The following is a 24,940-nucleotide window of genomic DNA, read 5'->3' on the forward strand; positions in this document are numbered from 1 at the left end:
CTTCCCGTGAATAAATTAATCTCAAACTCAGTCAGCAGGTTATTGTTATGGGTACTCGCCGGGATGATGGCGTTGTTGCAGGCTGCCTGTAAGAAAGATGGAGACGGCGGCGGCCCGCTGATCACTCATGTCAGGAATTATGCGGCCACGCCAGGCGATACGTTGTTGACGTCGGTGTTGCCGGGGCAGTGGGTAGTATTGTGTGGTCATCATCTACAAGGCGCGCTGGCAGTAACTTTCAACGGTGTGCCCGCCAGTATTAAAAGCGTGATGTTTTCTGATACCAGCGCCGTGATGCAGGTGCCGGCAGTCATACCTTTTCCATCTATCAGCGCTGATAATATGAATGTTATCCGCTACGTCACGTCACGGGGCACGACCACTTTTAAATTCAGTATTGTGGCGCCGCCGCCCGTCATCACTGGCGTTTCCAATGAAAATGCCAATGCCGGCGATTCAGTCTACATATATGGCACTAATTTCTTTTTTACACAGCAGGTGATGTTTGCCGGCCAGCAGATCAATAATTTCACTGCCGCAGGAGATGGGGCATCCATCGGTTTTATACTGCCGCAATTGAGCCATAGCGGCAAAGTTACAGTGATAACAAAATCGGGAGCAGATTCAACGGCTTACAATGTAAACGACCTTAGCACCGGTATGCTCTGCAACTTCGACGACATCAATCCTTTCAGTTGGGGCACTAATCTCGAAAATACAGGAACAGATTTTCCCGGCAACAAAGGTAATTACGCGGTGCTGAAGAACGACGTGCTCGCCGGCGGCGACGGCAGCTGGTGGAACAACCAGCGCAGCATCAATACCAACGAAGTGCAGTGGGTACCGCGCGATAGCCTCCAGGCGCCGTTGGATCGCTACGCGCTGAAATTTGAGATCAATGTACCATCGGCCTGGAATGGCACCACCTTGTATGTGGTCAGGAATTACAGCAGGGATTATATGGCCCGTTATGAGCCATGGCAGAGCGCTACAGGCACTGCTGCCAACTACGTCACCAAAGGTTGGCGTACTGTGACCATCCCCTTTAGCAGCTTCCGCTCCAACGACGGCAAAGGCGTGAGCGCCGCTGACCTCACCACATTGCTCACCAATACCGGCGCCGGCCCGGTAAATATCCAAACGGCCAATTTCTCTGCATCGCCCACCGCTACAGGCTTCTATGCCGCCATCGACAATATAAGGGTCGTCAAGATCAAAAGATAGTTTAATGATAAAATCGAATAAATGAAGAAACACATTTTGTTGTTATGGTTATTGATAACGTTCATCACATCGCAGGCATTTTCCCAACAGGACCATCCTTTTTTCCCGGCCCGGCGACTGATCACAACGGGCATTTATTATTATCCCGAACATTGGGACCCGAACCTCTGGGAACGCGATATCAAACGGATTTCGGAGATGGGATTCGAGTTTGTGCACCTCGCAGAATTTGCGTGGTTCAAGATGGAGCCGGAAGAAGGAAAGTTTGACTTTGGCTGGCTGGACAAAGTAATGGACCTCTGTGCAAAGTATCGCCTGAAAGTGGTGATGTGCACGCCTTCTGCCACCACGCCTGCATGGATGCGCCATCAATACCCGGAAACTTTCCTGATGAACAGCCAGTATATCCGCGGCGAACATGGCACCCGTGGCCTGGGCGCTATCGTGAACCCGGCGTATCGCCGCTTTGTGGAGATCATCGTCACTAAAATGGCGCAGCGTTATGGAAAAAATGAAAACATCATCGGCTGGCAACTGGATAATGAACCAGACGCAAAGCCCGATTTCAGCCCTTCTTCGCAGGAAGCATTCCGGCAATGGCTGAAAGATAAATACCATAGCATCGATACGCTGAATGCCGTATGGGGCAACGCTTTCTGGAGCCAGTGGTACAGCAGTTTTGATCAGGTCATCATTCCGAATGTGAACCTCGTAGGCTGGTGGGGCAGCAACCCGCACGCCGTGCTCGATTTCAAACGATACCTGGCGGATGCACAGGCGGCATTCCTCGATTTTCAGGCCCATACTTTACGGAAATATATTTCGCAGCAGCAGTTCATCACTACCAATTACACGGCAGTATGTACCGGCGCAGATCCGCGGCGTACCAAGGCGCTGGACTTTGCCACCTACACTGCGTATCCGAACGGTGGAACTTATAACATCGGCAAACAGGGCTTCCGCCTGGGTAACAGCAATGTGATACTCTTTGCCGCCGAATATTACAAAGCAACAGGCGGCTTTAGCGGAGCAATGGAAATACAGCCGGGAACGGTCAACTGGGGCAATTTTACGCCCTTGCCATTGCCGGGCACGGTGCGCATGTGGCTGTACCACGTTTTTGCGGCGGGCGGAAAGCTGGCCTGCTCTTATCGTTTCCGTCAGATCAACTATAGCGCTGAACAATATCATTCCGGTATTATGCTCACCGATGGCGTAACGCCCTCGCCAGGCGGAAATGATTATATGCAGTTCATGAAGGAGATGAACCTGCTGCGGAAAGAAGCTGATGTGAATGCGCCCTTACCGGAAAAACTGGCGAAGCGTGCTACCGCCATCCTCTGGAACCTGGAGAACTACTGGTCCTTCGATCAGCAGCGGCAAACCAGGCAGTGGGATACCTGGAATTATCCGATCAAGTTTTTGCAGATCGCCAAATCTTTCGGCGCTCAGGCTGATGTGGTTGCTGAAACAGCCGACCTGTCGAAATACAAATTTGTGATCGTACCGGCATACGAGCTGGTAGACAGCGCGCTGATAAAGAAATGGCAGGCATACGCCGCCAATGGCGGGCATTTGATCATCACCTGCCGCACGGCGGCCAAAAACCGTGCAGGCTACCTCTGGGAAGCTGGCTGGGCTGCTCCCTTGTCTTCATTGATCGGCGCCCGTATCAGCGCCTTCGATATGTTGCCGGATCAATACTACGGTGACGTACAAACGAAATCAGGCCACTATAGCTGGAACAATTGGGGCGACCTGCTACAACCGGATAAAAACACGGAAGCGGTGGCCATATACAACGATCAGTTTTATAAAGGCGCTGCCGCTGTAGTAAAGCGCCGCCTTGGCAAAGGCGACGTTACTTACATCGGCGTAGATACGGACGATGCAAAGCTGGAGAAAGATGTACTGCGTGATGTCTATACGGCGGCAGGCGCCACCACGGAGGATTATCCGCCGGGCGTGTTTGTCTATTGGCGCGATGGTTTTTACGTGGCAGTGAACTATTCGTCTGATGATTACGCCATGAACATCCCTGCATCTGCCAAAATAATGATCGGAGAAAAAACTGTAAAACCAGGCGGCGTGCTTGTCTGGAAAGAATAACTTTAACCACTTTGTTATGCCACGTACCAATGTTCAACACCACGTTCCCACCTGCATGCGCATCGCGGTGCAGTTGTTAATCCTGCTTTTTGCAAGTCTGTCAATGTCAGCCCAATTACCTACAGCCCAATCTATCGCCGGCAAAATGAAAGTGGGCTGGAACCTCGGCAACACGCTGGAGGCCATTTGCGGGGAAACCGCCTGGGGCGGCGCGCTCACCACGCAAACTACGATCGATGCCGTGAAGGCTTCCGGATTTAATGCCGTACGACTGCCATGCTCATGGGATTGCCACAGCACCAACGGCGTGATCGATCCGGCCTGGATGGCCCGTGTAAAGGAAGTGGTAGACTACTGTCTGCGCGACAGTCTCTATGTTATCCTCAATATACACTGGGACAACGGCTGGCTGGAAAATAACGTTACAACGGCCGCGCAGGCGCAGGTAAATGCCAAACAGCAAAACTACTGGACGCAGATTGCCAATTACTTTAAAAACTATAATGAGCATCTGCTGTTCGCCAGCGCCAATGAGCCGAATGTGAACGACGCCACCGGCATGTCTGTATTGTTGTCTTACCATCAAACATTCATCAACGCTGTACGGGCTACGGGCGCCAACAACAGCTCCCGCACCCTGATCATCCAGGGACCGGCTACAGATATAGATAAGACGAATACGCTGATGAACACCCTGCCAACAGATCCCATTGCCAACCGTTTAATGATGGAAGTGCATTACTATAGCCCTTCCCAGTTTGCACTGTTGACAAAAGACGAAACATGGGGGAGCATGTTCTATTACTGGGGCGCCAACTACCATTCCACTACCGACGCTTCGCGCAATGCCACCTGGGGAGAAGAGAGTTATATGGATGCTGAATTGAACCTCATGAAAACGAAGTTCATTGATAAAGGCATACCGGTGATCATCGGAGAATATGCGGCCATCAGAAGATCGCTGAATCCTCCTTCTGATCAGGCTTTGCACAATGCATCGAGATGGCATTACTACGATTATTTCGTGAGCGCTGCCAGGGCAAAGGGATTCATTCCTTTCTGCTGGGATATCAATAAAGAGATGTACGATCGCGGTACCGGCGCTGTGCTGGACCAGGAAACGATTTCCACTATCATGAAAGCCGCCGGCAACGCTCCCGGATATGTGAAGCTGGTGAACCGCGCCAGCGGCCTGCTGGCAGATGGTATGTACAGAAATACCAATGGCGCCAATGCAGGGCAGTGGAGCAATAGTGGCAGCGATGCGCAACAGTGGGCTGTGGAAGCCGCCGATGGCTACATCAGGCTGAAGAACCGCGCCACCGGGCTGTATCTCGACGGGATGGGAAGATCCTCCGACGGGTCGGTTGCCGGTCAATGGAGCCTCAGTGCCAGCTATAACCAGCAATGGAAGGTGGAGGTAACAGACAGTTATATCAAGCTAAAGAACCGCGCCACAGGGCTGTATCTTGACGGCTTGGGGCAAACGGCCAATGGCGCTGATCTGGCGCAGTGGTCGGGCAGCAGCAGCTATAATCAACAATGGACCATGACCGGCGTTGCGCTGGCGGCAATGGCGGCAACAAGCTCCACTATGGCCCTTGCCCACCCGTCCGCCAATGAACTGAATGTATACCCGAATCCCTTTACCTCTACTTTCAGCATTAAAGCAGATAAACAGGATAGCATAGAACGTATCACCATTATTGACGCCTCGGGGAAAATGGTGGAAGTAAAAGTGCGCCCATCAGCTTCAGACCTTTTGTCTGTGGGCGCAGCGCTGAAAACAGGCGCCTATGTAGTAGAAGCGAAGGGGAGAGGCTGGACAAAAAAATGCAAGGTGCTCAAGATCGTTCAGTAGCGGTAGCAAAAATTACAATTGTAAATTTGACAAATATGTGTCGTTCCTTCAGCTTATGAAATTATCTATGAAACGGCTGCACCATACTTCCGGTATTGTGCTGGCCTCTTTTTTACTGCTGCATATAAGCAATCATCTGTTTGCACTCGGCGGGCCGCAGTGGCATATAACGGTCATGAATATACTAAGACATATCTACCGGTTTTGGCCGCTGGAGCTGGTGTTGCTGTGCTGCGTGGGGTTTCAGGTGATCAGCGGTATCAGTCTGGCGGTCAGAAAGGGATTTGTTCGCCAGCCTTTTTATGTAGTGGTGCAGGTATTAAGCGGATTGTATCTGTCTTTTTTTATGATCTATCATGTACAGGCGGTATTGCGCGGGCGATTCCAGTGGAAGATGAATACCGATTTTTATTTTGCCGCCGGCGTGGCTAATCATTATCCCGAAAAATTATTTTTCATTCCTTATTATACGTTATCGCTGGTAGCGGTGTTTGCGCATATCGCTGCTGCGCATTACAGCAAGAGGATGGAACAGCGGCCCGACGGGCATCTTCAACGCAGCTATAAAAAAGAAACGCTTGGTATTTGTATTGCGGGAGGGATAGTTACCCTCCTGATCATGATCGCTTTTACCGGCGTATTATACAAGATTTAAAACAGGCGTTTCCGGTACTCACAGTACCGGAAACGCCTATACGTTACAGGTATTTCCGGAGCTTGCGCTTGAAGAAATCAGCGCTTTCGCTGATACTGTCCATCGCGTCGCCGGTGCGGAAGTTGCCGCCTTGTTCCAGGAAATAATATTGCATGCCTGCCATATTGAAATCCGACAGTATTTTCGTATAGTCGATAGCGCCTCTTCCTAACTCCGTGTAGTCGGCTGTTTGGCGGTCCATATCTTTAATATGCCACATCACAAAGCGGCCGGGCTGTTGTTTGAAAAATTCAACAGGCTGTTTTTTTGCGGCGCGCACCACCCAATACATATCCATTTGTAATTTCACCAGGTCGGGATCTGTTTCTTTCATGATGATCTGATAGCCGTTGATGCCGTTGTGGTCAACAAATTCAAAGTCATGATTGTGATACGCAAAGCCCAGCCCTGCCGCTTTTATCCGCGCCCCGATCGTATTCAGTTTGGCGGCCAGTAGTTTAAATTTATCGATGCTCCTGTCTTCCGGCGCCAGCCAGGGCCAGGTGATATATTTTTGATCCAGTTGTTTAGCGCCGGCGATGCATTGGTCAACATAGGCGAGGAGTTCCGCTTCTGTTGCATTCAGGTATTTATACAGCTCATAGTGGCCGCTGGCGGTACTTAGTCCATTGTCCCGCAGCAGTTGGTTAAAGTCTTTTGCGCTGCGGCCATAGTAGCCGATATGCACAGGATCGAATCCGTATGTTTCTACATCCTGGTAGCCCATGCCAGCAATTCTTTTCAATGTGCCGGTAACATCTTTTTCCATGGCTTCGCGAATAGTATACAACTGCAGGCCCATTTTAAACCTGGGTTTGGACAATGCGCCAAAAGCAGAAGGAGAGAGGAGAATGGCCGCTGCAGCCATGCCGGACTGGGCGAGAAAGTTGCGCCGGTTAATGGTGTTCAATTTCATAGATCACAGATTAGGTTATTAAAATAAAAGTAAGCATAAATAATTGTAAGAATGACAATTTTTTATTTTCTTGCAGGTAGATAGGATTCCACGTGATACACACACAAATTATTTCCCTGCAAATGAAAAGATGGATGATGATACTGCTGGTCTTTGCTGCCAGCGCAAATTTATTGTACGCGCAACAATTGACTATACAATCGCCTGACCGGAAAATAACGGTGGCGCTTTATCCCAAACTAAAGGCAGACAACAGTGAGTGGTACCTCAATGCCGCTTACAATACGGATGGCAAAACATCTGTCGTCATTCCTCAAATTGATCTGGGCCTGGTTCGCAGTGATCAGGATTTTTCTAAACACCTGAAATTCCTGCAAGCGGGTAAACCGCGGCTGATCAATGAAAAGTATACTGCCCTGCATGGAAAGAAATCGCTTTGCACCAACCAGGCCAATGAAGTGGTGGCCGCTTTTGAGAATCCGGCCAAAGAAAAACTCAATGTGATCATCAGGGTATATAATGATGGCATCGCCTTCCGTTATGAATTTCCTGAAAAGAAAGGAACATTTACCATCAAGGATGAATTGACCACCTATTCCATTTCGCCGGCAACCATGCGCTGGATGGAGAAATGGAATGCACCCAACGAAGGCTATTATACCGCCATGAAAAACGAAAAAGTGCTGAAACAGGAATGGTGCTACCCGGCGCTGTTTCAGCCGGAAGATAAATCCTGCTGGTTCCTGCTGCATGAAGCAGATGTAGACCGCAACTACTGCGGCACTAAGCTCAGCAATATCGCCGACTCTTCCGGATATAAAATCACTTTCCCCGATCCGCGTGATGGCAACGGCATAGGAGCCGCCGCACCGGTGATCACACTGCCATGGAAATCGCCCTGGCGGGTGGTGATCATGGGCAGCCTTGCTGATATTGTGGCGTCTACGCTTGTGGATGATGTATCGTCTCCTTCGGTCATTCAAAACACAGACTGGATCAAACCAGGCATTGCATCATGGAACTACTGGTCCCACAACCACGGCACCAAAGACTATAAAATTGTCTGCCAATTCACCGACCTGGCCGCCGCCATGAACTGGCCTTACACGCTGTTCGATTGGGAATGGGATGCCATGAGCAATGGCGGCAACCTGGAAGATGCCGCAAAATATGCTTTATCGAAAGGCGTGAAACCTTTGATGTGGTATAATTCCGGCGGCCCGCATACCAATGTTGCCGCCACTCCGCGCGACCGCCTGCTGACGCATGAAAGCAGGATGGCGGAATTTACCAAATTAAAAAAGCTGGGCGTGGCAGGCGTGAAAATAGACTTCTTCGAAAATGAAAAACAGGATATGATCAAATACTATCTCGATATCCTGGAAGATGCCGCCCGCGCAGAGATCATGGTATACTTTCACGGCTGCATCGTGCCGCGGGGCTGGACGAGAACATATCCCCATCTCATGACCAGCGAAGCGGTGCGCGGCGCCGAATGGTATAACTATGGCCCCGACTTTACCATATCGGCGCCTGAACATAATTCCATCCTTCCTTTTACAAGAAATGTAGTGGGCGCGATGGACTATACGCCAGTGACATTCACCAACGCACAGTTTCCGCATATCACCTCCTACGGGCACGAGCTGGCCCTGAGCGTATTGTTTGAATCCGGTATACAGCATATGGCCGACAGGCCGGAAGGCTATCAGGATTTGCCCAATGCCGTCCAATCCTTTTTGAAATCAGTGCCCGCCGCATGGGACGATACCAAACTGCTGGACGGATACCCCGGACAAGATGTGATCATTGCCCGCCGGAAAGCGGATACCTGGTTTATCGGAGGGATCAGCGCCGGACAAGGAGCGAAAAAGAAAACGATCCATTGCGATTTCCTGAAAGAAAATACAAAGTATAAGTTGACATTGATGGCAGACGGTACGCACGACAAAGCCTTCAACATCCAGTACAGCGTCGTTGACAAGAACAGTACCGTGGACGTACAACTGCTCCGGGCCGGAGGTTTTGCCGCCATGATCGCGCCTGTACCTTGATTTGCAACATTTGATACCCTAGAATGTAACATCTGCTATCCCTTGCATTCGCGCATATTCTTCAATTTTACGTCATTATTCCACGTAAGATTTTCAACGCGTTATGAAAGGGACGATAACTGTCGCTTGGCTTTTGCTAATGCTCGTTTGCCACGCTTCCATGGCTGGCACGCCGTTTTATTCACAAACTAAAGATGGGGTCATTGTTTATACCGACCCCTCCTTTACAGGTTCTTCCAACATCGTCCGGCTGTATGTAATTACCGATGATATTATCAGGGTTGTAGCCGCGCCGGGAAAAGAGCTGCCGCCGCAGCAAAACCTGATGACGGTCAATATCAACAGGCCAATGCCTGAATGGAAACTGACCGCCTCCAACGAATCCCTTACACTTAAAACAAAAAAGCTGACGGTTCTTGTAAAATTGAAAACAGGCGCCGTTGCTTTCCTGGATGCCGCAGGCGAAAAAATACTGGCGGAGAAACCCGCCGGCGGCCGGGCTTTTGAATCCGCTGTATTTGAAGGCCAGCCTTATTATCATCTTACCCAACAGTTCGAAGGCGCCGCTAATGACGGCTGGTATGGGCTCGGACAGCACCAGGATGGCGTATATAATTACAAAGGACAACAGGTCACTTTTTTTCAGAACAATACCGAAGTAGCCATTCCTTTTCTGATCTCTCAAAAAAATTATGGTATCCTCTGGAACAATTACTCACTAACAACAGCCGGGGATGTGCGGCCTTTGCATCCATTGTCTGCTTTGCAGCTGTTCTCCAAAAACGGTGAGGAAGGATGGCTCACTGCCGTCTACGCCAACGATGCCCGTAAGCCACAGGAGATCACGGCTACACGGGCGGAATCAGCGATTAACATGGAATTTCTGGGAGATTCAAAAGCTGTGCTTCCGCAAGGGTTCACACCGGCCACGGGCATGACATCGTGGGAGGGAAGCCTGGCCAGTCATGTTTCCGGCTTGCATCAACTGCGGTTTACTTTCGGCGGCACCTTGAAAGTATGGCTCAATGGCAAGCTGGTACTGGATCACTGGCGCAAGGCATGGAATCCCGCGCCAGCACTGGTGCCCGTCAATTTTGAAAAAGGAGTGAAGGTGCCCGTCAGGATTGAATGGAAGCCCGAAAGCACCGAGTCCTATCTGTCGCTGAAATGGCAGGCGCCACTGAGCCAGGAGGAACAGCGTTGTTTTGGTTTCTCTTCGGAAGCAGGCCACCAGGTAGATTATTATTTCGTGCATGGCGGCAATATGGATGAAGTGATCGCCGGATACCGCGAACTCACCGGTAAAGCGCCCATCGTTCCAAAATGGGCAATGGGCTTCTGGCAAAGCCGCGAGCGATACAAAACGCAGGACGAGATACTCTCCACGGTAGCGCAGTTCCGCCAAAAGAACATACCGCTCGATAATATCGTGCTGGACTGGAGCTACTGGAAAGAAAACGCCTGGGGCAGCCAGGAGTTTGATGCCGCCAGGTTCCCCTCGCCCGACAGCATGATCGATGCATTGCACAAAAAATACCATGCACAGATCATGATATCGGTATGGCCCAAGTTCTATAAAGATATCCCTGCCTATCAGGAATTTGATAAAAAAGGATGGCTCTATAAAAGGAATATTGCAGATGAACAGAGAGACTGGATCGGTAACGGTTACGTATCTACGTTTTACGACGCTTTTAATGAAGATGCCCGCAAAGGCTTCTGGGACCTGATCAACCGGAAACTATATGCCAAAGGCATTGATGCCTGGTGGATGGATGCCAGCGAACCCGACATCCTCTCCAACGTGAGCCCGGAAAAACGGAAGCAACAGATGACGCCCACCGCGCTGGGCCCTGCCGCCGAATACCTGAATGCCTATCCCCTGCAAAATGCCAAAGGTATTTATGAAGGCCAACGGCAAACGGACCCCGGTAAAAGAGTGTTCCTGCTTACCCGCTCCGGCTTCGGCGGCTCTCAACGCTATGCAGCGGCGATCTGGAGCGGCGATATCGGCGCCACCTGGCGGGATATGCAAACGCAGATAGTTGCCGGCGTCAACTTCTCTTTATCCGGTCTTCCTTACTGGACCATGGACATCGGCGGATTTGTAGTACCGGCAAAATTTGAAAAGCCCGATGCGGAAAGCCTGGAAGAATGGCGGGAACTAAGCACACGCTGGACGCAGTTCGGCGCCTTTGTGCCGCTGTTCCGCTCTCATGGCCAGTTTCCTTATCGCGAAATATTTAACGTCGCACCGGAAGATCATCCGGCTTACGAAAGTTTTCTGTATTACGACAAGCTACGGTATAGACTGTTGCCATACACCTATTCACTGGCCGGTGCAGCTTACCACGAGAATTATACCATCATGCGCGGACTGGTCATGGACTTTGCCAAAGATACTTCCGTGTTGAATATTGGAGACCAGTTTATGCTCGGCCCTTCCTTGCTGGTGAACCCGGTGTATCATTACAAACAACGCAGCAGGGAAGTATACCTGCCCGCCGGACAGGGCTGGTATAACCTTTACACCGGCGCCTGGAATGCAGGCGGCAAAAGGATCTCCGCGGATGCGCCGTATAACCGCATGCCACTGTACGTGAAAGAAGGCGCCATCATCCCTCTCGGCCCTGCGCTGCAATACGCCACTGAAAAGCCTGCCGACACCATTACATTGTACGTCTACACAGGCAAGAATGGCGCTTTCCGCCTGTATGAAGATGATGGCAGTTCTTATAACTACGAGAAAGGACAGTTCACTATTATTCCCATTGACTACAATGAAAACACAAAGACACTGACGATAGGCGACCGTAAGGGAACATACAACGAAATGCTGCAGCAGCGGACATTCCGGGTGATAAAGGTTGCTGCTGCAACACCCAAAGCACTGGACCCGGACGGAAAAGCCGATCAGGAAATACGTTATGAAGGAAAAAGAATAACCATCAAAATATAAGCGCAGGTTCATCAAGTACCAAAACCCAAATTCCCGTCTTTTATGAAAAAAAATAAAAAGCATACAGGACAGTGGCGGCTATACACATGGCTCATTGTCGTGCTACTGATAAGTCACTCCGTTATTGCACAAACGCAGCAGATAAGCGGCCGGATCACTTCCGGTAAAACAGCCGGAGCTGTTGCTGGCGCATCAGTTACCATTAAAGGAACAACTAAAGGCACTGTTACAGACAATGGCGGATTCTTTAAGATCGATGCCGCTCCCGGCGCCGTGCTGGTAGTCACTTCCGTTGGTTATGTGCCGCAGGAAGTAAAAGTGACCAGCACAGAAATGAGTCTGCAATTGCAGGAAGCTGTTACCCAGATTGAAGACATTGTAGTGATCGGTTATGGTGTGCAAAAGAAGAAACTCGTTACCGGCGCTAATTTGCAAGTGAAGGGAGACGACCTGCAAAAACAAAGCACCACCAATGCGCTGCAAGCCTTGCAGGGACAGGCGCCCGGCGTGCAGCTCACGAGCTATTCCGGTCAGCCCGGTTCGGCCATGAACGTGATCATCCGCGGTAAAGGCACCGTGGGCAATTTTGCTCCGCTGTATGTGGTGGATGGGGTACAGACCAATGATATCACTTACCTCAATCCCGCAGATATTGCTTCCATCGATGTATTAAAAGATGCCGCTTCTGCTGCCATCTACGGTTCTCAGGCGGCCAACGGGGTGATCCTCGTTACCACGCGCAGCGGCAAGATCAATCAGAAAGCGCAGGTGACACTGGATGTTTATTATGGTGTGCAGAACGTAGCCCGCAAAGCAAAGCTGCTCGATGCAAAAGAGTACGCAATTATCATGAACGAGGCGGCCGTGAACTCTGGTAAAACGCCCTATTTCACCAATGATGTGATCAACAACCTGCCGGTAAATACCAACTGGATGGACCAGATGTTTAAAAAGAATGTGCCTACACAGAACTATGTGCTGGGCGTACAGGGCGGCGGCGCCGGCTCCGTATATTCGTTATCGTTAGGTTACACCAGCCAGGGCGGCATTGTAGGCGGGGCCGACATCTCCAACCTGGAACGCTATACTTTCCGTATCAATTCCGAACATAAATTATATAAGGATATTGTCAAAGCTGGCGAACACCTGACCTTCAATTACCAGAACACTTATGGCGTTATGGTAGGTAACCTGTACAATAACTCGCTGCGTTCAGCCTTTACTACCAGCCCTTTCCTGCCGATGTATGACAACAATGGCAATTTCTTCGCTGCTGATAAAACAGGCTGGTATCCCGGAAAGCCGGATCAGGCCTGGAATACCGGCGAAGCCAATCCCTACGCGGTGATGTATTATTCCAACCAGAGCCGCAACAGCAGCCAGGGGCTCTTTGGTGATGTGTACTTGCAGGCAGAACCCATCAAAGGCCTGAAATTCCGTACCAGCCTGGGATTGAACTACTATGCCAATCAGAGCCATGGCCTCACGCCGGTATACCATCTTTCTATCTACTCCTTCAACGATACTTCCAGGGTAACGCAGTCGATGGGTAGCGGTCAGACCATACAGTTCGACAACTCCCTCAGTTATGATTTCACCCTTGGCAATGATCACAGTTTCACCGTGATGGCAGGTAGCTCTGCACTGAAAGCCACTGGCGTGAGCATGACCGGCAACAACCGCGACCTGCGTGTAGCAGATCTGTGGCATGCCTATCTTTCCGTAGCGCAGAACGTGAACAGGGGCGCGCCCTATATGAGCGTGAGCGGTGGTCCGTTCACCAATTCCCTGGCATCTTACTTCGGCAGGTTGCAGTATAATTACAAAGAAAAATATCTCCTGAACGCTACCTTCCGCGCTGATGGCTCTTCCCGCTTTGCGCCGGAAAACCGCTGGGGATATTTCCCTTCCGTTTCTGCCGGATGGGTGGCTTCCAAAGAAAGCTTTATGCAGAGCCTCCACTGGCTGGACTTCTTCAAGCTGCGCGCCAGCTGGGGCCAGGTGGGCAATCAGAACGTAGCAGCCTATCAGTACCTGTCGCCCATCTCTTTCAGTAATGCCGCTTACATCTTCGGACCGGTGGAAGGCGCCAATACGCAAGGCGCCTATCCCAGCAGGCTGGCCAATCCCAACGTGAAATGGGAAACATCAGAACAAACAAATATCGGCTTCGACGCTTCGCTCATGAAGAACCTGAGCGTAACATTCGACTACTATATCAAAAAAACAAAAGACTGGCTGATCACCGCGCCAATACTGGCTACTGCCGGCGCTGATGCGCCGCTGATCAACGGCGGTGACGTCAGCAACACCGGCGTGGAACTGGGACTGACCTATCAAAACAACATCGGTAAATCTTTCAATTATACCATCGGTATTAACGGCGCTTACAACAAGAACAAAGTGGGCAACATCCCGACGAATGATCATATCATCCACGGGAGCACCAATACGCTCTATTCAAATGCCCTCGAATTTTACAGGGCCGCAAACGGCCTGCCCATCGGCTATTTCTGGGGATTGAAAACAGCCGGTATCTTCCAGTCGGAAGCAGAAGTAAATGACTATAAAAGCAAAAATGGCAAGCCTATCCAACCGGATGCGAAGCCTGGCGATGTGCGTTTCGTTGATCTCAATGGCGATGGCGTTATCGATGCCAACGACAAAACCATGATCGGCGATCCCAATCCTCATTTCACTTTCGGCTTCAACATAGCGCTGGATTATAAAGGATTTGACTTGCAGATACAAGGGTCAGGCGTGGCCGGCAACAAGATCGTACAATCGTGGCGGGATCAGTCCGGCGCGTTTGGCAACTACTCCACGGCGATCCTCAGCCGCTGGCATGGCCCGGGCACATCCAACACGATGCCGAGGGTGACGGAAGACAATCGCAACTGGACACAGTTCTCCGACCTCTACATTCATGACGGCAGTTTCCTGCGTATCAATACCATCACGCTGGGCTATGATTTCTCTAAACTGATGCCCCACAGTTACACGGGAAAACTACGTATATACGCTTCCGTATTGAACGCTTTCACCTTTACGAAATATAACGGCATGGACCCTGAAGTTGGCTACAATGAAGGTTTCTCGAGCGGCGTCGACCTCGGTTATTATCCAAGGCCCAGAACAGTTATGATAGGCGCTAATCTCCGCTTCTAATCAAAATCTACAAGAAGATGAAAAAGCTACATATTTATACATTGCTCCTCGCGCTGGTATCGCTGGCGGCCTGCAGCAAAAAGTTTCTCGATACAGAAGATGTTACTACCGCAACAGAACAGAACTTCTATAAAACCCCCGGCGACGCTTTTAAAGCGCTGGTAGGGGTATACGATGGTATGCAAACCGTGTGGAATGGCGGCGTTTCATTTCCCATAGCATCGGAAATAATGTCTGACAACGCTTTCGGCGGTACCGGCAACTCCGATGGTTTCGGTTACCAGATGATCGATGAATTTGACAAGCTCCGTTCTCCTTCCGATCAGGGATTATACAGCGATAACTGGAACGCCTATTACAAGGCTATCTATCGCGCCAATATGCTGCTCACACATCTCGACCAGGTAGACTGGAAAGGCAGCGAGAACCTGCGCCCGGTGTATGAATCCGAGGCGAGATTTATACGCGCATACCTCTATTTTGATATGGTGAGATTATGGGGCAATGTACCGCTGCTGGCGAAACCCACTACCGATAATGTTCCGCAGGCCAGCCCCGATAGCGTGTATAAGCTCATTGCAACAGACCTGACGTTTGCCGTGAATAATCTTCCTGCCGTGAATTATACGAGCCAGCCTGCCGCTACACATGGCAGGGTAACCAAATGGGCGGCGGAAGCGCTAATGGGGCGCGTGTTCCTCTATTATACCGGTTATTACAACAAGACGGACCTGGTGGGTACCGTGTCTAAACAACAGGCGCTGACCTACCTGGAAGATGTGATCAGCAATGGCGGCTTCGGACTCGTGGAAAAATTTGCGAACCTCTGGCCCGCAGCATCGCTCGATAATTACGTGGGAGAAGATAACAAGGAAACAGTATTTGCCATCAAATACACTTATACCAGTGATTACAACGGAAATGCAGATGGCAACTACTGGATGGTGATGAACGGGCTTCGTGGTCAGAGTCTTTTCCCTTATGGCATGGGATGGGGCGGCAGCACCGTTAATCCGAGGCTGTGGAATGCTTACGCTGCCAGCGATACCAGGAGAAAGGCGACCATCATCTCCATTGCTGATGAAGGATTGGCGTTTACGAATGGTAAAGACCAGAGAGAATACACGGGTTATTATATGAAGAAATATACACCGCTGGTAGATTCAGCAGGCAACAGCCTCGCAGTGAAATTGGGCGGTACCAACTTTATGATCGGACAGTACCAGGATTATGTATCCATCCGTTATGCCGATGTGTTGCTGATGGCGGCAGAACTGGGCTCTCCCAATGCGCAGCTGTATTTCGACAATGTGCGCAAGCGCGCTTACGCTGAAAACTTCGTACAGCTGCCCGTTAACCAGGTGAATATTTTCAATGAAAGAAGACTGGAATTTGCCGGAGAAGGTATCCGTTACTGGGACCTGCTTCGTCAGGGCGTTACTGTTGCAGCGGCGGCCATCGCAGAAACAACCACGGTGAAAAACGGCGATGTGACTACCACCAAAACCATACAGGCCGGCAAGATCATTGAAACAAAAGGCCTGTCGCAAATTCCCTATTCGCAGATAACATTGTCGAACGGCGTATTGAAACAAAATGCAGGCTGGTGATCATCTCACAAACTTATAACTATGAACAAACTGTCATACCTGAAGCCAGTAACATTGCTGCTGCTCATCTTTATATCCGCTATACTTTCCTGTAAGAAGAAAGAATATAGTCTGCCGCCATTGCCCGATAAATCAGCCATCAACATGGAAGTGAAGCAAGACATGACGGTGGACCCGGGAGGCAATACCATCTATGTAATCAATCATACCAATGAAGTGATTCCCGTGTGGGATTACGGTACCGGCAGATCCAGCCGCCAGACAGACACTATTCACTTTGCTTTCAAAGGCGACTATGTAATCAGACGTTCGGCGCTGTCGGGCGGCGGTATCGTGCAGCTGGATTCTGTGCTGATCCATGTTACCGCCGATAACCTGAATTACGTCAACGATCCTTTGTGGAATGCGCTGACCGGCGGCGTGGGCCAGGAAAAGACATGGATATTGGATATCAAGGCGAGCGTTTTTGACGGACCGCTTTTCTTCTATGGCACAGATGCCGGCTGGGGTGGCAACTGCATGAAAGCCGGCGGCGATTGCTGGTCGTGGGCGCCCAAATATGCCGACAACACCTGGCTTATGCCAGGCGGCGATTATGGTACCATGACGTTCAGCCTCAAGGGAGGCCCGTTTGTGAAAGTGGTGCATACCCAAATACCTTCCCGAGGCACAGAGAACGGCAGTTTCTATCTGGACGCCAATAACAAAAAGCTCACCATGACAGATGCCACGCCTATCCACGATGCCGGCCGCGACGCCTGCGTATCCGCATGGGGCAATATCCGGTTGATCTCATTGACAGAAAAATCCATGCAGCTGGGCGTGTTGAGAACATCCTGCGATGGACCGGCGCTGCTGGTATATAACTATGTCGCGAAACAACAATAGGTAAGGATTTATGACGAAGAAATTATTTATCGGGACGATATTAAGTTGTCTCTTTTATACTGGCATCTTTGCGCAGATAACGATGCCCAAAGTATTTGGCGATAGTATGGTGCTACAGCGCGATCAGCCCATCCCCGTGTGGGGATGGGCTTCGCCGGGAATGCAGGTTACGGGAAAGCTGGGCGCAGCGCAGGCGAGCGCCGTAACAGGTAAAGACGGAAAATGGATGCTCCGTTTTCCGGCCCGTAAAGCCGGCGGCCCTTATACGCTGAAAGTATCCTCCAGGGGAGGCAATGTGGAATTTAAAAATGTGTTGATCGGCGATGTGTGGTTAGCTTCCGGTCAATCCAATATGGAGTGGCCGGTGAAAGATGCGAAGGATGCCGCGAAAGAGATTGCCGCATCTAATTGGCCGCAGATACGTTTCCTGGTTGTGGAACATAACAAAAGCCTTACGCCGCAACAGGATATTGTGAACGGAAAATGGAAAGCCTGTGATACGGCCAATACCGGCCAGTTCTCCGCGGTGGCATATTATTTTGCGCGCAAGATACACCAGGAACAAGGCGTTCCGATAGGCATTATACAAAGCGCCTGGGGCGGCACCCCGGTGGAAGCCTGGACCGGAAGGGAAGGCCTGCTGGCATTGCCGGCTGCCAGGCAGCGGGTGCTGGCCAATGATACCTTGACCACCGCTCATTTTGTACAGGACAGCCTCAACATGCAACGGTTCTGGGATATCGTATATCATCCGCAAAACAACACGGACCATGATATACCATCGGACACGTTTAACGACGCTGCGTGGCCGCAGATCCAAATGCCTGCGCTGTTCAAGGATTTCGGCGGCCCATACGAAGGTATTGCATGGATGCGCAGGAAAATTACATTGCCTGCATCTTTTAAAGGGAAAGACCTGACAATAGCCTTGGGGCGCCCTGAAATGAACTACTCCCTTTATGTTAATGGTCATGAGATCTGCAAAGCGGTATGGAATGGCGGCTCGTCTCATCGCTATACGGTTCCGGCAGCACTGCTGAAGACCGGAGAGAATGTTATTACGCTCAGGATAGCCATCCTATGGGGTGGCGGAGGATTGAACCCGCCGGCAGAAGATATCTATATAACGGACGGGGATATACGAATTTCGCTGGCCGGGCCCTGGCGGTATAAAAAAGACATTGAATCGCTGCCGGTAACACAGAACTATCACTGTTATCCTGCTGTGTTGTTCAACGCGATGATCCATCCCCTGGCGCCTTATGCGATCAAAGGCGCGATCTGGTACCAGGGAGAAGCCAATGAAGGCGCCGGTTTCGACTACCGGCAGCTGTTTCCCGGTTTGATCAAAGACTGGCGGCAACGCTGGCAGCAAGGCGCTTTCCCTTTCCTGTTTGTGCAGCTGGCGAACTTTAAAAAAATTCAGCCGGCGCCTTCAGAGAGCGGATGGGCCGAGGTGAGGGAGGCGCAGGCGATGACGCTGTCGCTCCCCAATACCGGTATGGCCTGCATAATCGACATCGGGGAAGCAGATAATATTCACCCGAAAAACAAGCAGGAGGTAGGTCGCCGGCTTGCGCTGGTAGCAGGCAAGCAAGTATATCATCAGCAGGGCATTGTATCAGGACCCTCTTTTGCAGGCTTTAAGGTAGATGCTCATCGTGTTCGTATCCGTTTCACCAATACAGGGAAAGGCCTTTCCACCAAAGACGGCGGCGCAGTGACCGGTTTTGCCATTGCCGGCGCGGACAAACATTTTTACTGGGCCACGGCCCTTATTGAAGGAGACGAGGTGATCGTTTATTCAGACCGCGTACTAACGCCAACGGCTGTACGTTATGCCTGGGCGGATAATCCGGTTTGTAACCTGGTTAACTCGGGTGGCCTGCCGGCCGTTCCTTTCAGGACCGACAGCTGGAAAGGAATAACGCAACATTGATATTTAACTGTCCGTTTCTTTTTTACGCGTGGTATATTGAGAAGGAAGTATCTTGAACTCTTCTTTAAAGAACTTCGAAAATTGTTTTGGATTGTTGAATCCCACTTTATAGGCAATCTCCGCGACGGTCATTCCGCTCTTCTCCAGCAGCTGTGCAGCACGTTTCAGCCGGATGGAGCGGATGAACTCCAGCGGCGATTTGCCGGTAAGTGCCAGGATTTTCCGGTAAAGCGTTACCCGGTTCATGTGCATCGCTGCACCAAAATCTTCTACAGAAAAATCAGGATTATCCATTTGTTTTTCGATCACATCCAGGGCATTTTGCAGGAAGGTCTCATCCACGGAGGTAACGGTTATCTCCGCCGGATTCACCTCTATCTGTTTCTGAAATCTTTTCTGTAACAGCTTTTGCTGGGCCAGCAGGTTTTTAATTCTTGAATCCAGTATTTCAAAAGTGAAGGGCTTGGTGATATAATCGTTTGCGCCGGCTGAAAAGGCCTGTAGCTGCCTGCCTTCATCGCCCACCGCGGTGAGCAGAATAACGGGGATATGCGCAGTGCCTGTCTCTGCCCGGATATTTTTGACCAGCTCTATGCCATCTGATAGCGGCATCATGATATCGCTGACCACCAGGTCAGGGCTGCATTGCTTCACTTTTTCCCAGCCTTCCCTGCCATTGGCGGCTTCTTCAACATGATACCGGCCCCGCAGGTTATCTTTAAGATAGAAGCGGAGATCTTCATTGTCTTCCACCACAAGGATGGTTTTTAATTTATCATTTTTTCGCGTTTTTTCAGACAGCATTTGTGTGGCGTCTTCCTCTGTTACCAGTGGCGTAGTGCTGCGCGCCGCAGGGTTGTACATTTTTTTTGCGGGGATACGAACGGTGAAGCAGGTGCCAATACCCGGCGTACTTTTTACGGTTATCAGGCCCTGGTGAAGTTTTACAAACTCCTTTGTGATGGCCAATCCTATGCCAGTGCCCTGGTTGGCCATATCTGCCGGCACATCTGTTTGGAAGAACCGCTCAAAGATCTTCTGCTGCTGGTTCTCGGGAATACCGATGCCGGTATCCTGTATGGCTATAACGAGCGTAGTATCTTCCTCCGTCCCGGAAGATGGTTCGCAGGAAAGCCGCAGCTCCACCGCGCCATTGTCCGGCGTGTATTTGAAAGCGTTAGACAGCAGGTTGAACAGGATCTTTTCAATCTTGTCTTTATCAAAATATATCTCAAGACTGTCGATAGTAGAGGAGAAGTTAAACGTGATATTTTTCTTTTCAGCGATATCCACAAAGGAGTGACTGATATCCCTGATGAACTGTATAATATCGCCCATGGACAGATGCAGCCGGATGGCCTGTACTTCCATTTTCCTGAAATCGAGCAACTGGTTCACCAGGTTCAGCAAGCGTTTGGCGTTACGGAGCACCAGGCCTAACTGCTTTTGTTGTACTTCGTCGCGGGTATTTTTGATGATGGTATCCAATGGCGCGATGATCAGGCTTAGCGGCGTTCGCAACTCATGGCTCACATTGGTAAAGAATTTTGTTTTAACCTGTTCTATCGCGTGCGCTCTTTCTGCTTCGCGGCGCTGTTGCTTCACTTCGTACCGCATGTGTATCCTGTCCAGCGTAATACGCCGTGCCAGCAATAGCAGGCCTACCGCCAGCAGCAGGTATATCACGAAAGCGAGGGGCGTTCGCCAGAAAGGCGGCCGCACGTGGATGTTCAGCGATATGGGATCGCTCCAGGAACCATCGTTATTGAGCGCTTTGACTTTAAAAACATAATAGCCCGGGTTCAGGTTGGTATAGGTGGCTTTGCGTTGATCGCCATCTGCGTATAGCCAATCCGTGTTGAAACCTTCCAGCGTATAGGCGTAACGGTGATGCGCCTTGTGCCCATAGTCCAGCGACGTAAACTCAATAGAGAAAACGTTCTCCCGGTATTCGAGGTCGATGCCTTTCAGTTTCGACAAGGATTGCGCCAGTACAATACGGCCGTTGACTTTCTCGCCCGGTTTGATCGTGTTGTTCAGTATTTGCAGGCCAGTGAAGATCAGTTTGGGATGATCATCCGGTTTGGCCGTCTGGCTGGTGTTGATGATATTAAAACCGGAAGGGCCTCCGAAGATCAGTTCTCCGGCGCTGGTTTTAAATGCGGCGTTTTCGTTGAATTCGCGGTTCTGAAGATTGTTGGCCTCATCGTAGTTGACAATGGAAAGGGAGATGTTGTTGCCTTTCTGTTGCACCGTGGCGCTACAAAGCCCGCTGGGCGTGGAAAGCCACAGCTTGTGCGTATTATCTTCCAATATATTGAGGATGATATTATCCGGCAGGCCATCAGCGATGGTGAACAACTCGAAGTTGCCCGTTTGCTCATTTAATAGCTGAAGGCCTTCATGTGTGCCTATCCACATCCTGTTGTGGCTGTCTTCCAGGAAGCAGGTAATATTATTACTGTTCAGGCTTTTTTTATCGGTAGTATGGGCATAGGTGGCCACAAGTTTTTTATCGCGGGAAAAAACCAGCACGCCGTTGGTGGTGCCAATCCACAAATTGCCTTTGTGGTCGTCCATCAGTGAGGAGATGTAGTTGGACGACAGGTTACCGGTCCTCTTGCGGTAAAAGTGCTGGAACCGGCCGGTATTGCGGTCAAACAGGTCCAGGCCCGCGCCCCAGGTGCCTATCCACAGGCGCTGGTCTTTATCTTCAAATATCTCCCATACTTTATCATCGGCCAGGGAGGAGGAGTCTTGTTCATGGTGCTGGTAACGGGTGAATTTTTTACCATCAAAACTGTTGAGCCCTCCGAAATAAGTGCCTATCCAGAGTATATTCTGATGATCGAGCCAGAGGCTCACGATCACATTATTGCTGATGCTGTTAGGGTTGCCGGCCTGGTGTTGGTATTGCCTGAAAGTATTGTTTTTTCTGTCGAAGTAAATTAGCCCGCCGCCATTGGTGCCTATCCAGAGATTACCTTGCCGGTCTTCCACAAAGCGGTTCACGTCATCATAGGGAAGGCTCGCGGGATCTGAATCCTGGTGGTGATAGTGCGGGAACCGCAGCACATTGCTGTTGAAGTAGTTCACGCCCTGCTTGTAAGTGCCTGCCCACAGGATACCCTTGTCATCTTTATACAAAGCGTTGATGCTGTTCTGGCTCAGGCTCTGCGGGTTTTTGGGATCATTGAGCAGGTAAGTGATATGGAAATCTTTCTTTTTATCTATGAGCGTAATACCGCCATGGTCTGTTGCGATCCAGATGATACCGTTGTTGTCCTGTACGATCTGGCTCACCAGGTTGGATTGCAGCCTGGCCGGAGCGGAGCTTTCGTTGAATGCTTTGATAGTATTGTCCTGCGGACGGAAAAGATAGACGCCGTAGTTAAAGCTCCAGAGCCATATGTCGCCGTCGCTGTCAATAAAAAGGTTGGTAGGGAGTTGATTGTTGGTTTGTTGTTGAATCGTAGTGCTGGTGAAGATAGTTTTACCGGAGAGGATATCATATTGCTGTAAAATGCCGTCCTGGTGCAGTATCCATGCCTTGTTGGCGCCGGCTTCTCTTACGGCGATGATCTTGTCGGCCGGGGCTAGCGTGATTTTTTTCGTTTGTTTGTTGGCGTATACAAACAAGCTGCCGTTCTCATACAGGAACCAGTATCTTCCGTTATCACCTTTGATGATGCTGTGCATCGCGCCATCCGGCAGCCCAATGGATTTAAGGTAAGCGCCGCTATTGGGGTCGAAGCTTTCTGTAGAGGAGTGATAGATGCAGGAGCTGGTTTTTGTAGCCACCCAGATTTTTTCATCCGGCAGTTCATACAGTGAAAATACATAGTTGTCGGCCAGCGAGGTGCTGTCGTACTGCTGGTTGCGCAATACCTTGCAGGTATGCCCGTCGTAGCGGTTAAGCCCCGATACAGTACCGAACCAGAGATAACCTTCCGTGTCTTTGAGGATAGCCGTGACCTGGTTGTTCGACAAGCCGGAATAGCTATCCAGCTTGGAAAAATTGTAAACGGCCGCCTGAGCAAAAACCTGAAAAGGTGATGCCAGCATTGCCAGAAAAAGGAGAATGCGCATCATAACGTGTTGACTTATAATTTATCGTTGCAGCATAGCCAAGTCCCGTAAGTTAGATATAATTGTAAAAATGACAAATAATATTTTAATGCGCCGCCTTCGCCCGGTAAAGGGCGAAGGCGGCGCATCACTGGTAAGAGTTGCTTTATTGCATTGAATATTTATGCTTTTGAGGCCCAGTTATTTTCTTCCAGGCTGTTTTGTTTTGCCCAGTTAGGCAGCGGGAAGCCTTTTCTTTTATATACTTCCACCAGGTATTCAGGAAATATTTCACGGGCGAAATTGGCTGCCGGTGCGGCCCAATCGCGGAACCATTCGGTGATCATTGCTACGGTATTGTTAGGAACAGCGCCGGCCTGGATCAATCGCATCACGGCCATGTCGTGCTCTTCTTTTGATCTGTCGCCCACCGCATCTTCTATGAACATCACTTCATAGCCTTCTGCCAGAGCTGCTACAGCCGGATAGGTAAGACAAACAGAGGTAACAATACCGCCCATTACCAGTTTCTTGCGCCCTGTTGCCTTCACTGCATTTACAAAGGCTTCGTCTTCCCATGCGTTCATGGTGGTTCTGTCAATTTCTTCCACGCCTGGCAGGGCCGCTTTCAGGGCGGGAATGGTGGGCTGTTCAAAGCCCAGCTTCACAGCTACGGTGCTTAAAACAACGGGTATGTTGAGCTTTGTGGCCATCTTTGCCAGGGCAACAGCATTCAGTTCTACCAGCTTCAGGTCCCTGTCGTGAATATTATCCAGCACTTCTGGTTGATAGTCGATTAATATCAATGCACTGTCTTCTGCTTTCCAGATAGGATTTGTTTTTGCGTTCATGATCTATATTTTTTAAGATGATAAAAAAGGATTATAATGTTGTTGCTTTGGTCAGTTGTACTTCGATATCAATTTGCACTTCTTCCCCCACCAGCATGCCGCCCGCTTCCAGTGCGGCATTCCAGTTCAGGCCCCAATCTTTCCGGTTGATCTTTCCTTCAATATTGAACACTGCTTTTTCATTGCCCCAGGGATCTTTTACGATGCCGTTGAATTCCACATACAGCTTTACCTGTTTGGTAATGCCTTTTATGGTAAGATCGCCGTAGAGGATATGATCATTGCCCTTGTCTATTTTTTCATAGGTATTTCCGCGGAAGGTGATCTCTTTGAATTGCTCCACATCAAAGAAGTCGGCGCTTTTCAGGTGCAGGTCTCTTTTCTCATCATTTGTGCTGATGGATGCGGGATTGAGCCAGCAGTCAATTTCAGCGGTCAGGAAATCATAACCGGTGGTATAAATACTCGCCTCGTATTCGGTGAAATGCCCTCTCACATTCGTGAACATGAGATGTTTTATTTTAAAGCCAACCAGGCTGTGCATGGGATCGATGACCCATTTTGTTTTAGTAGTTGTTGCTTGTGTTTGCATGACAGAT

Annotated in this window: 14 protein-coding genes; 10 read left to right on the plus strand and 4 right to left on the minus strand. The window is 50.1% G+C overall.

Annotated elements, in window-relative coordinates:
- The first annotated feature begins 6 nt into the window (after positions 1–6).
- The 4 genes from FPG75_RS09390 to FPG75_RS09405 all read left to right on the plus strand — a co-directional run bounded on the left by FPG75_RS09390 (position 7) and on the right by FPG75_RS09405 (position 5,849).
- Positions 7–1,224 carry a glycan-binding surface protein gene (locus FPG75_RS09390; RefSeq protein WP_143306527.1) on the plus strand — a complete coding sequence of 406 codons (1,218 nt, stop codon included), beginning with the start codon at positions 7–9 and terminating at the stop codon, positions 1,222–1,224.
- Positions 1,225–1,245: 21 nt separating this feature from the next.
- Entirely contained in the window at positions 1,246–3,333 is a 2,088-nt protein-coding gene (locus tag FPG75_RS09395; protein WP_143306528.1) for a beta-galactosidase, read from the plus strand.
- Positions 3,334–3,349: 16 nt separating this feature from the next.
- Positions 3,350–5,194, plus strand: coding sequence for a cellulase family glycosylhydrolase (locus FPG75_RS09400; RefSeq protein ID WP_143306529.1), 1,845 nt, complete (start codon positions 3,350–3,352; stop codon positions 5,192–5,194).
- A 67-nt stretch (positions 5,195–5,261) separates the two neighbouring features.
- Positions 5,262–5,849: a hypothetical protein gene (locus tag FPG75_RS09405; RefSeq protein ID WP_143306530.1), complete on the plus strand. Its 588-nt coding sequence runs from the start codon at positions 5,262–5,264 to the stop codon at positions 5,847–5,849.
- A 43-nt stretch (positions 5,850–5,892) separates the two neighbouring features.
- On the opposite strand, the gene FPG75_RS09410 is transcribed toward FPG75_RS09405, so the two are convergent.
- Positions 5,893–6,804, minus strand: a complete 912-nt coding sequence (locus tag FPG75_RS09410) for a sugar phosphate isomerase/epimerase family protein (RefSeq protein WP_143306531.1) — start codon at positions 6,802–6,804, stop codon at positions 5,893–5,895.
- Between the two features lie 122 nt (positions 6,805–6,926).
- On the opposite strand from FPG75_RS09410, the gene FPG75_RS09415 reads away from it, so the two are divergent.
- The 6 genes from FPG75_RS09415 to FPG75_RS09440 all read left to right on the plus strand — a co-directional run bounded on the left by FPG75_RS09415 (position 6,927) and on the right by FPG75_RS09440 (position 19,422).
- On the plus strand, positions 6,927–8,858 hold the full coding sequence (locus tag FPG75_RS09415) for a glycoside hydrolase family 97 protein (RefSeq protein WP_143306532.1): 1,932 nt from the start codon (positions 6,927–6,929) through the stop codon (positions 8,856–8,858).
- Positions 8,859–8,997: 139 nt separating this feature from the next.
- Positions 8,998–11,817, plus strand: a complete 2,820-nt coding sequence (locus FPG75_RS09420; protein ID WP_236652911.1) for a TIM-barrel domain-containing protein — start codon at positions 8,998–9,000, stop codon at positions 11,815–11,817.
- 42 nt (positions 11,818–11,859) lie between these two features.
- On the plus strand, positions 11,860–14,985 hold the full coding sequence (locus FPG75_RS09425) for a SusC/RagA family TonB-linked outer membrane protein (RefSeq protein WP_143306534.1): 3,126 nt from the start codon (positions 11,860–11,862) through the stop codon (positions 14,983–14,985).
- 17 nt (positions 14,986–15,002) lie between these two features.
- On the plus strand, positions 15,003–16,595 hold the full coding sequence (locus FPG75_RS09430; RefSeq protein WP_143306535.1) for a RagB/SusD family nutrient uptake outer membrane protein: 1,593 nt from the start codon (positions 15,003–15,005) through the stop codon (positions 16,593–16,595).
- 21 nt (positions 16,596–16,616) lie between these two features.
- Positions 16,617–17,483, plus strand: coding sequence for a hypothetical protein (locus tag FPG75_RS09435; RefSeq protein WP_143306536.1), 867 nt, complete (start codon positions 16,617–16,619; stop codon positions 17,481–17,483).
- Positions 17,484–17,493: 10 nt separating this feature from the next.
- Entirely contained in the window at positions 17,494–19,422 is a 1,929-nt protein-coding gene (locus FPG75_RS09440; RefSeq protein ID WP_143306537.1) for a sialate O-acetylesterase, read from the plus strand.
- Between the two features lie 3 nt (positions 19,423–19,425).
- On the opposite strand, the gene FPG75_RS09445 is transcribed toward FPG75_RS09440, so the two are convergent.
- The 3 genes from FPG75_RS09445 to FPG75_RS09455 form a co-directional block, all read right to left on the minus strand.
- Positions 19,426–23,514, minus strand: coding sequence for a hybrid sensor histidine kinase/response regulator transcription factor (locus FPG75_RS09445; RefSeq protein ID WP_143306538.1), 4,089 nt, complete (start codon positions 23,512–23,514; stop codon positions 19,426–19,428).
- Positions 23,515–23,672: 158 nt separating this feature from the next.
- Positions 23,673–24,341 (minus strand): isochorismatase family protein, encoded by a 669-nt coding sequence (locus FPG75_RS09450; RefSeq protein ID WP_143306539.1) that lies wholly within the window; start codon positions 24,339–24,341, stop codon positions 23,673–23,675.
- 31 nt (positions 24,342–24,372) lie between these two features.
- The gene (locus FPG75_RS09455) at positions 24,373–24,933 is read right to left on the minus strand and encodes a YceI family protein (RefSeq protein WP_143306540.1); all 561 of its coding nucleotides are present in this window, start codon (positions 24,931–24,933) and stop codon (positions 24,373–24,375) included.
- Positions 24,934–24,940 lie beyond the last annotated feature (7 nt).

The sequence above is a fragment of the Chitinophaga vietnamensis genome (assembly GCF_902167635.1).
Classification (GTDB): Bacteria; Bacteroidota; Bacteroidia; order Chitinophagales; family Chitinophagaceae; genus Chitinophaga; species Chitinophaga vietnamensis.

What these genes read in the sequence shown, in the direction of transcription:
- FPG75_RS09400 (WP_143306529.1), top strand. Translation starts at nt 3,350, where the DNA reads ATGCCACGTACCAATGTTCAACACCACGTTCCCACCTGCATGCGCATC.
- FPG75_RS09415 (WP_143306532.1), top strand. Translation starts at nt 6,927, where the DNA reads ATGAAAAGATGGATGATGATACTGCTGGTCTTTGCTGCCAGCGCAAAT.
- FPG75_RS09425 (WP_143306534.1), top strand. Translation starts at nt 11,860, where the DNA reads ATGAAAAAAAATAAAAAGCATACAGGACAGTGGCGGCTATACACATGG.
- FPG75_RS09450 (WP_143306539.1), bottom strand. Translation starts at nt 24,341, where the DNA reads ATGAACGCAAAAACAAATCCTATCTGGAAAGCAGAAGACAGTGCATTG.
- FPG75_RS09420 (WP_236652911.1), top strand. Translation starts at nt 8,998, where the DNA reads ATGCTCGTTTGCCACGCTTCCATGGCTGGCACGCCGTTTTATTCACAA.
- FPG75_RS09405 (WP_143306530.1), top strand. Translation starts at nt 5,262, where the DNA reads ATGAAACGGCTGCACCATACTTCCGGTATTGTGCTGGCCTCTTTTTTA.
- FPG75_RS09430 (WP_143306535.1), top strand. Translation starts at nt 15,003, where the DNA reads ATGAAAAAGCTACATATTTATACATTGCTCCTCGCGCTGGTATCGCTG.
- FPG75_RS09410 (WP_143306531.1), bottom strand. Translation starts at nt 6,804, where the DNA reads ATGAAATTGAACACCATTAACCGGCGCAACTTTCTCGCCCAGTCCGGC.
- FPG75_RS09435 (WP_143306536.1), top strand. Translation starts at nt 16,617, where the DNA reads ATGAACAAACTGTCATACCTGAAGCCAGTAACATTGCTGCTGCTCATC.
- FPG75_RS09455 (WP_143306540.1), bottom strand. Translation starts at nt 24,933, where the DNA reads ATGCAAACACAAGCAACAACTACTAAAACAAAATGGGTCATCGATCCC.
- FPG75_RS09395 (WP_143306528.1), top strand. Translation starts at nt 1,246, where the DNA reads ATGAAGAAACACATTTTGTTGTTATGGTTATTGATAACGTTCATCACA.
- FPG75_RS09445 (WP_143306538.1), bottom strand. Translation starts at nt 23,514, where the DNA reads ATGATGCGCATTCTCCTTTTTCTGGCAATGCTGGCATCACCTTTTCAG.
- FPG75_RS09440 (WP_143306537.1), top strand. Translation starts at nt 17,494, where the DNA reads ATGACGAAGAAATTATTTATCGGGACGATATTAAGTTGTCTCTTTTAT.